The organism is Flagellimonas sp. ABD4_174, from assembly GCF_056160185.1.
The window spans coordinates 1,306,316-1,320,310 of the sequence record NZ_JBSWWP010000001.1; the positions used below are offsets into that span (position 1 = coordinate 1,306,316).

Below are 13,995 nucleotides of genomic sequence, written 5' to 3' on the forward strand. Positions count from 1 at the left end.
GTTTTCATATATAATCAACAACTAATTAATATGTGTACTTATATATCCGCGGATTTAACCGTTTTAATAATTCTGGCAGCTACCTTATAAGGGTCGGCATTGGAAGCAGGTCTTCTGTCTTCCAACCATCCTTTCCAGCCCTTTTCCACGGTCATAATCGGAATCCTGATAGAGGCACCTCTATCGGAAACACCGTAACTAAAGTCCTTAATGGAAGCTGTTTCGTGCTGTCCGGTCAATCTTTCATCGTTAAATTCACCATAAACGGCAATATGCTCTTTGGTAACCGGGCGGAAAGCCTCACATACTTTTTCATATGTTTCTTTTGATCCACAGGTCCTCAACAACGTATTGGAGAAGTTGGCGTGCATACCGGAACCGTTCCAATCCCCTTTGATCGGTTTTGGGTGGTACTCAATATAGTATCCGTAACTTTCTGTCAATCTCTGTAATAGGTAACGTGCGACCCAAATCTCGTCTCCGGCCTTTTTGGCGCCTTTGGCGAACAATTGGAACTCCCACTGCCCGGCAGCAACCTCTTGGTTAATACCTTCGAACTGAAGACCAGCATCCAAACAAAGGTCGGCGTGTTCCTCAACAAGATCCCTGCCCCAAGTATTTTTACCACCTACGGAACAATAGTATAATCCTTGTGGACCCGGATAACCGCCAACGGGGAAGCCTAACGGCAGCTGGGTGGCCGTATCCATTATAAAGTACTCTTGTTCAAAACCAAACCAGAAATCGTGATCGGCATCGTCTATGGTCGCCCTCGAATTACTGGCATGAGGCGTTCCATCCGGATTTAAAACCTCTGTCATTACCAAAAAACCATTTCTTCTGGCTGGATCTGGATAAATGGCAACGGGTTTCAATAAACAGTCGGAATTACCACCTTCTGCCTGTTTTGTGGATGAACCGTCAAAAGACCACATAGGGCAATCTTCTAGTTTGCCGCTGAAGTTTTCTTCTATTCTGGTCTTACTTCTGATGTTGGCTGTTGGGTCATATCCATCCAACCATAGATACTCTAATTTAGATTTGCTCATAATTCCGGTAGTTAATCGTTTTATATTTTATGATTCACAAAAATAATTGTTTCGATGGAATATCTGTATTTTGAGGGGGTAAAATCACAAATTTTCGTTTAATGTTTAAAATACCCCTTTTAAAGGTGGGGTCAAATATCAAAAAAGTAATTTTTTGATTATTAATTATTAAATTCTTAATTGTAGATTTGAAAATTAAAAATACTTCAATATGCCGCAAACAAGATTTCAAGCACTGACCGAAAGCCGCAATCGAACATATACCAATATCAACGAAACGGGCAAAAGGTCCGAACTCTTTGGGAAAAATGTTTTCAATGAAGAGAAAATGCTTCAGTTTTTAACTGCAGAAGCATTGGATAACGTAAAATCGGCAATATTTCAAGGAACCAAAATCGACCGTAAAATCGCCAATCAGGTAGCAGAGGGGATGAAAGCGTGGGCACTATCGGTCGGAGCGACCCATTATACCCATTGGTTTCAACCGCTCACAGGTTCTACAGCAGAAAAACAGGATGCATTTTTTGATCTGCTTCCAGATGGTAGGGCCATGGAGAAGTTTGGAGGGGCCCAGTTGGTGCAGCAAGAACCGGATGCATCCAGTTTTCCCAGTGGCGGTATCCGAAATACGTTCGAAGCCCGAGGATATACGGCTTGGGACCCAACATCTCCTGCATTTATTTATAAGACCACTCTTTGTATACCTACTATATTCGTGGCGTATACCGGCGAGGCGTTGGATAATAAAGCGCCATTGCTGCGGGCATTGAGCGCTGTGGATGAAGCGGCGACCTCCGTAGCACAGTATTTTGATAAAAATGTTAGAAAAGTACATGCTACCTTGGGTTGGGAACAAGAGTATTTTTTAATCGATAAATCTTTGGCCAAATCCCGGATAGACCTTTCGGTTACCGGGCGAACTTTAGTGGGGAGTTTTTCTGCCAAAGGACAACAGTTGGACGATCATTATTTTGGGGTGATTCCTGCCCGGGCTTTGGCATTTATGAGCGAACTCGAAAAAGAATGCACCAAATTGGGAATCCCCGTCAAAACCCGTCATAATGAGGTGGCGCCGAACCAATTTGAATTGGCCTCGGTTTTTGAAGAAGCCAATCTCTCCGTAGACCATAATCTATTATTAATGGATGTTATGGAAGAAATTGCCGATAAATTCAATTTCACCGTGCTCTTCCACGAAAAACCATTTGCGGGAATAAATGGGTCCGGAAAACACAACAACTGGTCCTTGGCCACCGATACGGGAGTAAACCTGTTGAGTCCTGGAACCACACCAATGAAAAACCTTCAATTCCTTACATTTTTTGTAAACACCATAAAGGCGGTGGATGCCTATGAGGAATTGTTGAGGTCTTCCATTGCATCTGCGAGCAATGACCATAGGTTGGGGGCTAACGAAGCGCCACCACCAATAATTTCTATATTTATAGGTAAACAGTTGAGCGATGTGCTCGACGAACTCGAAGGGGTTTCCAAGGGAAAGCTGTCTCCTAAAGAAAAAACCGAGCTCAAACTTAATGTGGTAGGTAAAATACCAGAGATACTGCTGGACAATACGGATAGGAACCGAACTTCTCCGTTTGCCTTTACTGGGAACAAATTTGAAATGAGGGGGGTTGGGGCCAAAACCAACTGTGCCAAGCCCATGACCTTGCTCAATACTATTGTGGCCAAGCAACTTACAGATTTTAAAAAGGAGGTCGATACCCTGATCGACAAGAAAAACCTGAAAAAGGACGAGGCGGTCTTTAACGTATTGCGAGAATATATCAAAACCTCCAAGCGTATCCGTTTCGAAGGAGATGGATATGGACTGGAGTGGCAAGAAGAGGCACGCAGGCGCAAATTGAGCATCAACAAAAATACTCCCGAAGCACTACAGGTAATTACTTCCAAAGAAAGTATTTCGCTGTTCAAACAGATGAAAGTACTGAGCGAAGTGGAGCTTAAAGCACATAAGGAAGTAGAGTTGGGTGCCTATATTTTCCATATCCAGATAGAGGGAAGGGTATTGGGAGAAATGGTGTACAACCATATTATTCCTGCAGCCGTAAAATACCAAAATGTGTTGTTAAAGAACATTCGAGGGTTAAAAGAAGTATATGGGGCGGCACACAAAAAAGTCGCAGAAAGCCAATTGAATATTTTGGAACAGGTCGGAGAACACATCCTTAGTATAAAAAAACTTACCGACGAGATGGCGGATGCACGCAAACGTGCCAATGGCATGTCCATGGCGGATAGAAAGGCCAAGGCGTATTGCGATAATGTGAGGCCATATTTTGAAAAGATCCGGGAGCATTCCGATAAATTGGAAAAATTGATTGCCGACGAGTTTTGGCCATTGACCAAGTATCGCGAAATATTGTTCTCCAAGTAGTTTGGTGACAAAGAGGAAAAGATGGAAAGCATGTCAATAGTTTGATGGCTTTCCGTTATTTTTGCGCAAAGTATTCATATGTCATCCGATACCAGTAAAAGATATGCACAACGAGGAGTTTCCGCCTCCAAAGAAGACGTGCACAACGCCATCAAAAATATAGACAAAGGACTTTTTCCCAAGGCATTTTGTAAAATAGTGCCCGATTATCTCACCGGGAGCCACGAACATTGTTTGGTAATGCATGCCGACGGTGCTGGGACAAAATCCTCTTTGGCATATATGTACTGGAAGGAAACCGGGGATATTTCGGTTTGGAAAGGTATAGCCCAAGACGCCCTAATTATGAACGTGGACGATCTTATTTGTGTAGGCGCTACCGATAATATAATGCTGTCATCCACCATTGGGCGAAACAAGAACTTGATTCCTGGCGAGGTGATTTCTGCCATCATCAATGGTACGGAGGAACTTATTTCAGATTTGGGCAAACACGGGATTACCATACGTTCCACTGGAGGTGAGACCGCGGATGTCGGTGACCTGGTTCGTACCATTATCGTAGACTCCACGGTAACGGCTCGTATTGAACGTAAAAACGTTATAGACAATGCCAATATAAAGGCGGGGGATGTGATTGTCGGTTTGGCATCGTTCGGAAAAGCGTCTTACGAAACCGAGTACAATGGGGGAATGGGCAGTAACGGGCTGACATCGGCCAGGCATGATGTGTTCTCCAAGTATCTTGCGGAAAAATACCCTGAAAGTTTTGATGCTTCAGTGCCTGAAGAATTGGTGTATTCCGGGAATACAGGTTTAACGGACGCTGTATCCGATTCACCGCTTGATGCCGGTAAATTGGTTTTGTCACCAACCAGAACCTATGCACCGATCATTAAAAAAATATTGGACAAATACACCTCACAACAAATTCATGGTATGGTGCATTGTAGTGGAGGTGCTCAGACCAAAATTCTTCATTTTGTGGAGAATCTCCATATAGTAAAGGATAATATGTTTTCCATTCCACCTTTGTTTAAATTGATCCAGGAACAATCCGGAACCGATTGGAAAGAAATGTACCAGGTTTTTAACTGTGGACATCGAATGGAGTTGTATGTGGATGAAGGAGTGGCGGAAGATATTGTGTCCATTTCCAATAGTTTTGATGTGGATGCTCAGATAATTGGGCGCGTGGAAGCATCCGACACTAAAAAATTGACCATTCAGAGTCCCTACGGGAAGTTTGAATATTAGCATACGATTTGCTCGGAAATAGCGTTTGAGTATATAAACCTCACGCTATGGAAAGAAAAGAGTTTTTGAAAAGTTTGGGAGCGGGTGCCGCTTTTGCCCTAACCTTCCCATGTCTGCACGGTTGCTCCAGTGATGAAGTGGACGGTAATTTGGTAGAAGAACCTACCGGAGTCGATTTTATTATCGACCTTAATTCTGCCGAAGCAGCCAATCTCTCCGAGAATGGCGGGTTTATTTTAAAGAATTTGGTCGTAGTTGCTAGGAACTTGCAAGGAGAATATGTGGCGGCCAGCCAAGTTTGCAGTCATCAATCCTATGATCAAGTGCGGTTTGTGGATCAAAATGGAGGAATTTTCTATTGCGATGTGCATGGTTCCCGTTTTGATCAGGATGGGACACCTCTGAACCAAGTGGATAATACGGCGGCAAAGGCGCTCAAGGTCTATAATACCGAACTCGACGGCACTGCGCTTAGGGTGTTCGAATAGTTTTTGAAACCCAAATTTTATGAAAAATATAATCTACATTTTGCTCTTTGTCTGGGGAGGCATGCTCCATGCACAACAATGGCACGAAAACTACGAAGAAGCCCTGGCCCAAGCCGCGGGTGAGGACAAGCCCATTATTTTGGTGTTTTCTGGATCGGATTGGTGCGCACCCTGCATCAGGCTGAAGAAACATATTTTTGATAGCGATACATTTAAGACGTTTGCTGCCGAACATTACGTGTTATATAATGCCGATTTTCCCAGAAAAAAGAAAAATCAACTGCCGCAAGATAAACTCAACCGGAACAAATCCTTGGCAGAAAATTATAACCCAAAGGGTTATTTTCCCTTGGTCGTGGTTTTGGATAAAAATGAAAATGTTTTGGGCACCACAGGCTTTGTGGCCCGCACCAAACCCGAAAAATATATAAAGACGATCAACAAGTTCCTAAAATGAGAATTTTTACGGCTCTTTTTTGCATTTTCTTCTCCTTGCTTACCTATGGGCAGGCAAGGCAAAATTTGGTTACCGTAAAAAAGACCCTCAAATTGATGGGAACCCGTTTCGAGATTACCGTGGTGGCACCAAACGAGGAGATAGGCTACATCAACATTCATGAAGCCGTTTCGGAAATAGAGCGGATAGAGAAAATTATTTCATCATGGGACAAAGACTCCCAAACCTCTTTGATCAATAAGAATGCAGGTATAAAACCGGTAAAGGTAGGCAAGGAGTTGTTCGATATTATTGAGAGGTCCATTAAAATATCGGAACTTACGGATGGTGCCTTCGACATCACCTATGCTTCTATGGATCATATTTGGAAATTTGATGGAACAATGGATAAAGCCCCGACCGAAGCGGAAATCAAAAAATCAGTATCTAAGATCGGGTATAAAAAAATAGTGCTGGACGCTGAAAACAGAACCGTCTATTTGCCAGTTAAAGGTATGCGAATCGGTTTTGGCGCAATCGGTAAGGGGTACGCTGCGGACAAGGCCAAGGAACTATTGGTCTCCAAAGATGTCAAAGGAGGTATAATCAACGCATCCGGAGATCTTACAACCTGGGGTACCAAGGTAACCGGAGAAAAATGGTTGGTGGGCATAGCCAATCCCTTGAGCAAGGACAGGGTTTTTAGTTGGTTGCCCGTTGTGGAATCGTCTGTGGCCACCTCCGGCAATTACGAAAAATACATAGTGTTGAACGGTGAAAAATACTCTCACATCATCGACCCACGAACGGGATACCCCACAAGAGGAATCAATAGCGTATCTATTTTTGCCAAACAGGCCGAATTGTGCGATGCACTTGCAACCGCAGTGTTTATTTTGGGAAGGGATGTAGGGCTCCATATGATCAACCAGATAGATGGGGTGGAAGCTGTTGTTGTGGATGGTGAGAACAAAGTTCATAGGAGTTCCGGTATTGTGTTCGATGCGAATTAGTACATTTGAAGTATGGTTAAAACCTTAGCTTTCGTATTACTTTTGATTTTGGCAAGTTCATGCGTAACCGTTCGTGAATATGAAAAGGTATACCTGAACGATGAGGATATGCAATTAAGTGCCAGGCCCTGCGAACGTTTTGAGAATAATTTTCAAGTGTACCGAGAAGCATCTTCTGGTGCCAACGGCGGAAAAACTGGAGGTGGCTGTGGTTGTAATTGATAACATTACTCGTTTTTTGATATAAAGCCAATGTACTTCCAAGCTCAAAACGTAAAGCATTCCATTTTCCTTCTATCATTTTTGATGGTATCCATAATGTGGTCGCAACAAAGCGATACGTCCTATAAAAAAAGAGTATTGGAAGCCAGTGAGGTGGATATTCTCTTCAGTTATTATGATCAAGATGGGCAAAATGCAGCTGTAACCGGAGGGGAAGGTACCGAGGAATTAACGGATGCAACATCGAGTATAGTGCTTCGCATGCCCATGAACGAAGATGATATTTTGACTGTGGATGTGGGGCTTTCCGCTTACACCTCTGCATCATCGAGTAATGTAAACCCTTTGGATGGCGGACTGCTTGTGAGCCCGTTCGATGCCTCATCGGGAGAATCCCGTAAAGATGTCCTGGTTTACATTAACCCTAGTTATCAGCATAGCTCCGAGGATCGGAATTCCATTTGGAGCGTTAATGGGTACGTATCGTCCGAATATGATTATTTTTCCATAGGATTTGGAGGTAGTTTCACCAAATTGTTCAATGAGAGAAACACCGAAGTGACCTTGAGCGCCAATGTGTTCTTGGACAAATGGAACTCGCAATATCCGATTGAGCTTCGTGAAGGTTTTTTTGATGATCGAATTTCTGGTAATGGAACATACAGCCCTATATTTTCCGAGTTTGAAGATGAAAACAGAAATTCCTATTCAATTTCCCTTGGGTTTTCCCAGATTTTGAGCCGAAAACTACAAGGAGCTTTGTTTATGGACCTGGTTTCGCAGAATGGATTACTGAGTACCCCTTTCCAGCGTGTATATTTTTCTGATTTCGAAGATTTTTATATCGATGACTTCCAATTGGCGGATAATGTAGAACAGCTGCCCGATAGCCGTTTTAAGATTCCTGCGGGGGGGCGGTTAAATTATTATTTGAACGATTTGATCGTTTTGCGATCTTACTATCGATTCTATTGGGACAATTGGGGAATACGTTCGCATACGGCCAGTTTGGAAGTACCGATTAAACTCACCGATAAGTTTACTTTATATCCCACTTACCGCTACTATACCCAAACGGCAGCGGATTATTTTTATGCCAAGGAGCAAGCCCTTTCTACTTTTGTACATTATACATCGGATTACGACCTGTCCAAATACAATGCCCATCAATATGGGGTTGGAGTTCGGTACAAGGACATTTTTACAAGTGCCCGCGTTTTTAATTTTGGTCTAAAAGCCATTGACCTTCGGTTTGGTCAATACGAACGTAACGATGGCTTAAATGCATTCATTATTACCTTGGGAACTACTTTTGTTGGTAACTGACACCTTTGGTTGGGAAAATAATCCGACTAAAAAATCGTAAATTCGCAATTCCTATACGAGGATCTATTTATGCTAGACAAACTCAACATTGTAAAACAACGTTTTGATGAGGTTTCGGACCTGATCATACAACCAGATATTATTGCGGACCAAAAAAGGTACGTTAAGCTCAATAAAGAGTACAAGGACCTTAAAGTGCTAAGCGATAAACGCGACGAGTATATTAACCTTGCCAACAACATCCAAGAAGCCGAGGAGATAATCGCCGATGGCAGTGATGCAGAAATGGTGGAAATGGCCAAAATGCAGTTGGACGAGGCCAAAGGCGCATTGCCCAAGTTGGAAGAGGAAATCAAGTATTTGTTGATTCCAAAGGACCCTGAGGACGAGAAGAACGTGGTGATGGAAATTCGGGCCGGAACCGGAGGCGACGAGGCGAGTATTTTTGCAGGAGACCTCTTTCGGATGTACACTAAATATTGCGAATCCAAAGGTTGGAAGACCAATGTTATCGATTTGAGCGAGGGGACCAGTGGCGGATTCAAAGAAATCCATTTTGAAGTTAACGGGGAAGATGTGTACGGAACGCTAAAGTTCGAAGCTGGCGTGCACCGTGTACAACGTGTGCCACAGACGGAAACCCAAGGTCGTGTGCACACCAGTGCCGCAACCGTAATGGTAATTCCCGAAGCAGAGGAGTTTGATGTGCAGATAGACCCAAAAGATGTACGTATCGATTACTTCTGTTCCTCTGGACCAGGTGGGCAATCCGTGAACACTACCTATTCTGCAGTGCGGTTGACCCACGTTCCAACAGGTATCGTTGCACAATGTCAAGACGAAAAATCGCAGCACAAAAACAAGGATAAGGCTTTTAAGGTACTTCGTGCACGTTTGTACGATATGGAATTGGCCAAAAAGCAGGCAGAAGATGCCGCTAAACGTAATTCACAGGTAAGTAGTGGCGACCGCTCGGCGAAAATTCGTACCTATAATTATCCCCAAGGGAGGGTTACCGATCACAGGATCGGATTAACATTATATGACCTTCAAAATATTATGAATGGTGATATACAAAAAATCATTGACGAGCTTATGTTGGTAGAGAACACCGAAAAACTCAAGGAAGCTTCAGAGATATTTTAATAAAATTTTTAATCCAAATTCTGTATCGGAGACAACCCACCAGCATGAAGATAGAGGACTTAATCTCACAAATTCGTCAAAAAAAATCATTTCTCTGTGTTGGTCTTGATACCGACCTAGATAAAATTCCAAGGCATCTTTTGGAAGAAGAAGATCCCATTTTTGCTTTTAACAAGGCAATAATCGATGCTACGCACCCATATTGTGTGGCATACAAGCCCAATATTGCTTTTTATGAAGCCTATGGGCTGAATGGTTGGAGATCTTTGGAACGGACCATGGTATATTTGAACGAAAAGCATCCGGAAATATTTACGATTGCAGATGCCAAACGCGGCGATATCGGGAATACATCTACCCGTTATGCGAAAGCATTCTTTGAAACCATGAATTTTGATTCGATTACCATTGCACCGTATATGGGAAAGGATTCGGTAGAGCCTTTTTTGGAATTTAAGGATAGGCATACCATATTATTGGCGCTCACTTCCAATCAGGGTGCTTTTGATTTTCAGACCAAAAATGTGTCCGGTAGGGAATTGTACAAAGAAGTATTGTCCGTTTCCAAGACCTATAAAGGAGCAGAAAGGTTGATGTATGTTGTGGGTGCTACAAAAGCCACATATTTGGCCGATGTTCGAAAGCTTGTTCCGGAAAGCTTTTTATTGGTGCCAGGTGTAGGTGCGCAAGGCGGAAGCTTGCAAGAGGTTTGCAAGTATGGAATTACCAAGGACGTGGGCTTATTGGTGAATTCTTCCCGTGGAATTATCTATGCTTCGGCAGAGACTGATTTTGCCGAAAGTGCAGGAAAAAAGGCACAGCAAATCCAAGAGGAAATGGAAATAGAGCTAGCTAAGATCAATTAAGTGGAATTGCCTACAAGCTTTCCAATACCTTTTTAATGCTTTGAGCCTTGTTTCTGAAAAAATCACCCAATTGGGAATCCTTTCCAGAAACACTGGCGGCCTTTTCTATAAAATTATTGTGCATTACTTCCAAAACCGATGCGGCCTGGCTTAAACCTGTGATAGGGGTTACCGTTCCAACTTTGCAATACTGATTATTCATAGCGATTCAGATTTGTTACTTACAAAGATACGTTCAAAACAGCCTTTTGGACTATGGTGAAAAGGGGTACACGTCTAAAAATCAGGTAATTTATCTAAAATTTAACGTATCTTAATTAAAGCGGCGCTTTTGCTTACATTGGGTTGGAATAAAATTAACGTACCTTTAATAGAACTCGATTTTTCCTTGATGCGAAAAACATTTTTTATTCTTATCGTTTTAATTCAGGTGAAGCTGTTTGCCCAAGTAGCAAATAACTGTAATTGTTGTACCCAGAACCATAGTGCTTTCGATTTTTGGGTCGGGGAATGGAATGTGATCAATTCCATAAATGGAACGCCGGCAGGAATTAGTATAATAGAGAAGGTGGAAGATGGTTGTGCGATACGGGAATATTGGACCAGCGAACAAGCGGGGTATACCGGGACCAGCTTAAACTTCTTCAATACAACCACTGGTCAATGGGAGCAGTTGTGGATAGACAATGCAGGAGCTGTTTTAAAATTAAAGGGTGGACGAAAGGGTAATCGAATGATTCTAATTTCCGACCCATTTAAGGGTGCGGATGGCAAAACTTACGTAAATCAAATTACCTGGACCAATAATACGAACGGTACGGTACGGCAACTCTGGGAGGTACTCCGGGATGGTCGGGTAACTTCGGTTGCTTTTGATGGCATATATACCAAAGTAGAAAAAACAAAAAACCGGTGAACTTCACCGGTTTTTAAACTAACTAACTCAAAAAAATGCTAACTCAGATAACTGATACAAAATTCCATTTTAACCTTCAGGTGTAGGTTAATTTAACTTTAGGAATTTGTTATAATTAAACTCAATTATTGAAATTAGAACGTATTCTTTTTAAAGTTATTATATTTTTTTCAAAAAATTATGATTTATCTTGAAGAGCGAACACTTTTTTTAACAAATCTGTTGTTCTGGACGAAACTTTTGTCCTAATTTCCTTTTCTTCTATCGATATCATGGTGTACACACCTTCCAGAGCTTCATTTGTGGTGTAATCCGTTAAATCTGGATTTACATCGTTTGTCAAGGGCAGATTATTGTATTTGGTAATAATGTTGCTCCAAATTTGGTCTGCACCAACTTTTTTAAATGAGTTTTTAATAATGGGATTGAATTTGTTGTATAGCTGGGTCTTTGTCGCTTGCTGTAAATATTGTGTGGCAGCATTATCATTACCTAAAAGAATTTGTTTGGCATCATTGAAGGTGATTCCCTTAACAGCATCAACAAAAATGGGTGTTGCCTCGCTAACGGCATCTTCTGCCGCCCGGTTGATTATTTTTAATCCTTCGTCCGCTAGGCTGGACAATCCTATGTCGCGAAGGGTCTTATCTACTTTTTGCAACTCTTCGGGCAAAAGGATCTTAACCAGTTCGTTGCGAAAAAAGCCATTTTCCAACGCTAGTTTGTTCACTTGTTTATCGATTCCCATATTAAGGGCCTCTCGTAATCCTTGGGCAATTTGTTCGTTTCCGATTCCGGTTGTTCCTTGTGGCAATTGGTTTACGACTTGCTGGAGTTCTGCACACCCAGCCAGTTGCAATACCAAAAAACAGAGCAGTAATTTTTTCATTTCGATGATTTTAATTGACCTAATTTAATTCTAATATCTGTTGATTTGCAGTGCTTTATCTATTTTGGATAAAATTCTGAATTGTAGTTTGCTAACGAAAATAGAAACGGACTTAGTATAATTCTAAAACCAAACCTGATTTTGCCCTAATTCCCAAGCTTTTTCCGATTTCGTATGTTTTTCCTGAAATAACTTCCCTGGCCGTTTTGCTTCCTTGTAGTCCTTCTGAAAACCTATCCAGTTCTATGGTCTGTATTTTGGTGGAATTGTTCAGTACCACCATAACGGTTTCTTTGGGATGACCGGGCAAATATCTAAAGTATACATAAACATTGTCCACTGGTGAATAATGGAGTGTTTTTCCAAAGTGGATCGATCTTTTGCCTTTTCTCCAGTTCAATAATTTCTTGGTAAAATCGAAATATTCGTTTTGCAATGCTGTTCTGCCGTGTACTGTAAAGGCATTTTGTACATCACCGGGCCATCCTCCGGGAAAATCCCGTCGAATATCTCCATCACCTTCACTTTTACTGCCCATCATTCCAATTTCATCCCCATAATAGATTTGGGGAATACCGCGTAGGGTCAATATTAAAGTAAGGGCCATTTTGTATTTATCCACATCTCCATTCAATTCCTCGTTGATCCGGTTTACATCGTGGTTCCCCATTTTAATTAGAAGATTATTGATGTTGGGGTAAAGGAAATCCTTGGTTAGGTGGTCATATACCCGAAATACCCCGTTTCCCCAATTTTGTTCGTCCTCATTAAAAACCTGGGATAGGATGTCGTGCAGGGGGAAATCCATTACAGTGGGCAAATTGGAATTAAATCCTTGTATTGCACCAATTTTACTGTCTTTTTGCCAATAGGCAATATGTGCGGTATCGTGCATAAAAATTTCTCCCATAATATTAAAATTGGGGTACTCCTCCATAACCCGGGTCACCCAATCGGTAATGCCTTGCTTGTCGTTATAGGGATAAGTGTCCACACGAAGCCCATCCAAATCCCCATGCTCGATCCACCATATAGCGTTTTGAACAAGATAAGTGATCAACATGGGATTGCTTTCGTTCATGTCCGGCATGGTATAATCAAACCAACCATCCATGTTTCCTTTTGCATCAATTTTGGAAGCATAGGGATCAAACTGGGTGGTCTGTATATAATTACTTCGTTTAAATCCATTTTCCCCACCTTTCCAGTAATGGATCCAATCATCAGAAGGTAAATCTTGGATCAACCAATGGCTCAGTCCCCAGTGGTTAGGTACAAAATCCATAATATGTTTCATGTTTCTCTTGTGCAGTTCAGCAGAGAGTTTTGCGAAATCTTGGTTGGTACCGTAACGGGGGTCGATGGTGTACAGGTCGCTACTGGCATATCCATGATAGGAGTAAACTTTTTCGTTATCCAGGGTAAGGGGAGTGCTCCAGATAGCGGTTGCTCCCAAATTGTGGATGTAGTCCAAATGATCTATTATTCCCTTTATATCGCCGCCGTGTCTGCCTCCTTTGTGGCTTCTATCGGCTTTTTCAATGGTGTTTGATGTGCTATCGTTAGAAGGGTCGCCATTGGCAAATCTATCTGGCATTAAAAGATAGATGACATCAGAGGAATCGAAGCCTTTTCTGTTTTCTGAATTCTCTTTTCGAGACTTGAATTGGTAGGGGTGCGATTCTACAGTTCTACGTCCTTTTTTAAAAGATAATGTAGCTGTTCCCGGCGATATGGCTTTTGTGTCGATGGTGATAAAAAGATAATTGGGATTTTCAACCTTTACCACTTTTTTGATTTTTATATCATCGGAAAATACGGGTTCTAGATTATTGATGTTTTTACCGTACACCAATAACTCCAATTCGGTATGTTTCATGCCCGTCCACCAGTAGGGGGGCTCTATACGTTCTATTTGACCGATTACAGCGTTGCAAAAAGCCAAATACAACACAATCATCCACTTTTTCATGAGTTTTGTTTTGATCC

At 42.0% G+C, this 13,995-nt stretch carries 14 protein-coding genes; 10 read left to right on the forward strand and 4 right to left on the reverse strand.

Annotated elements, in window-relative coordinates; genetic code table 11:
• Window positions 1-38: 38 nt before the first annotated feature.
• Window positions 39-1,049 carry a glutamine synthetase beta-grasp domain-containing protein gene (locus ACXAFK_RS05745; RefSeq protein ID WP_224835258.1) on the reverse strand — a complete coding sequence of 337 codons (1,011 nt, stop codon included), beginning with the start codon at window positions 1,047-1,049 and terminating at the stop codon, window positions 39-41.
• 211 nt (window positions 1,050-1,260) lie between these two features.
• Here ACXAFK_RS05745 and ACXAFK_RS05750 point away from each other — a divergent pair, with 211 nt between their 5' ends.
• The 9 genes from ACXAFK_RS05750 to pyrF all read left to right on the forward strand — a co-directional run bounded on the left by ACXAFK_RS05750 (window position 1,261) and on the right by pyrF (window position 10,201).
• Window positions 1,261-3,447 carry a glutamine synthetase III family protein gene (locus tag ACXAFK_RS05750; RefSeq protein WP_474957093.1) on the forward strand — a complete coding sequence of 729 codons (2,187 nt, stop codon included), beginning with the start codon at window positions 1,261-1,263 and terminating at the stop codon, window positions 3,445-3,447.
• Window positions 3,448-3,525: 78 nt separating this feature from the next.
• Window positions 3,526-4,704: an AIR synthase related protein gene (locus ACXAFK_RS05755; protein ID WP_474957094.1), complete on the forward strand. Its 1,179-nt coding sequence runs from the start codon at window positions 3,526-3,528 to the stop codon at window positions 4,702-4,704.
• 47 nt (window positions 4,705-4,751) lie between these two features.
• A complete protein-coding gene (locus ACXAFK_RS05760; RefSeq protein WP_252079125.1) occupies window positions 4,752-5,192 on the forward strand; it encodes a QcrA and Rieske domain-containing protein in 441 nt (146 codons plus the stop codon).
• Between the two features lie 19 nt (window positions 5,193-5,211).
• Entirely contained in the window at window positions 5,212-5,649 is a 438-nt protein-coding gene (locus ACXAFK_RS05765; RefSeq protein WP_474957095.1) for a thioredoxin family protein, read from the forward strand.
• The gene (locus ACXAFK_RS05770; protein WP_474957096.1) at window positions 5,646-6,641 is read left to right on the forward strand and encodes an FAD:protein FMN transferase; all 996 of its coding nucleotides are present in this window, start codon (window positions 5,646-5,648) and stop codon (window positions 6,639-6,641) included. The genes ACXAFK_RS05765 and ACXAFK_RS05770 overlap by 4 nt, the downstream gene beginning before the upstream one ends.
• A gap of 12 nt (window positions 6,642-6,653) precedes the next feature.
• Window positions 6,654-6,863 carry a DUF4266 domain-containing protein gene (locus tag ACXAFK_RS05775; protein WP_474957097.1) on the forward strand — a complete coding sequence of 70 codons (210 nt, stop codon included), beginning with the start codon at window positions 6,654-6,656 and terminating at the stop codon, window positions 6,861-6,863.
• 30 nt (window positions 6,864-6,893) lie between these two features.
• Window positions 6,894-8,189, forward strand: a complete 1,296-nt coding sequence (locus ACXAFK_RS05780; RefSeq protein WP_474957098.1) for a DUF3570 domain-containing protein — start codon at window positions 6,894-6,896, stop codon at window positions 8,187-8,189.
• A 69-nt stretch (window positions 8,190-8,258) separates the two neighbouring features.
• Window positions 8,259-9,335: a peptide chain release factor 1 gene (prfA, locus tag ACXAFK_RS05785; RefSeq protein WP_474957099.1), complete on the forward strand. Its 1,077-nt coding sequence runs from the start codon at window positions 8,259-8,261 to the stop codon at window positions 9,333-9,335.
• 44 nt (window positions 9,336-9,379) lie between these two features.
• Window positions 9,380-10,201: an orotidine-5'-phosphate decarboxylase gene (pyrF, locus tag ACXAFK_RS05790; RefSeq protein WP_474957100.1), complete on the forward strand. Its 822-nt coding sequence runs from the start codon at window positions 9,380-9,382 to the stop codon at window positions 10,199-10,201.
• 10 nt (window positions 10,202-10,211) lie between these two features.
• Here pyrF and ACXAFK_RS05795 read toward each other — a convergent pair whose 3' ends face one another.
• The gene (locus tag ACXAFK_RS05795) at window positions 10,212-10,403 is read right to left on the reverse strand and encodes a hypothetical protein (protein WP_224835248.1); all 192 of its coding nucleotides are present in this window, start codon (window positions 10,401-10,403) and stop codon (window positions 10,212-10,214) included.
• A gap of 189 nt (window positions 10,404-10,592) precedes the next feature.
• Here ACXAFK_RS05795 and ACXAFK_RS05800 point away from each other — a divergent pair, with 189 nt between their 5' ends.
• A complete protein-coding gene (locus ACXAFK_RS05800) occupies window positions 10,593-11,117 on the forward strand; it encodes a hypothetical protein (RefSeq protein WP_474957101.1) in 525 nt (174 codons plus the stop codon).
• A 178-nt stretch (window positions 11,118-11,295) separates the two neighbouring features.
• Here ACXAFK_RS05800 and ACXAFK_RS05805 read toward each other — a convergent pair whose 3' ends face one another.
• Together ACXAFK_RS05805 and ACXAFK_RS05810 are read right to left on the reverse strand one after the other, a co-directional pair.
• Window positions 11,296-12,006 carry a DUF4197 domain-containing protein gene (locus ACXAFK_RS05805; protein WP_224835246.1) on the reverse strand — a complete coding sequence of 237 codons (711 nt, stop codon included), beginning with the start codon at window positions 12,004-12,006 and terminating at the stop codon, window positions 11,296-11,298.
• 112 nt (window positions 12,007-12,118) lie between these two features.
• On the reverse strand, window positions 12,119-13,978 hold the full coding sequence (locus tag ACXAFK_RS05810; RefSeq protein ID WP_474957102.1) for a glycoside hydrolase family 13 protein: 1,860 nt from the start codon (window positions 13,976-13,978) through the stop codon (window positions 12,119-12,121).
• Window positions 13,979-13,995 lie beyond the last annotated feature (17 nt).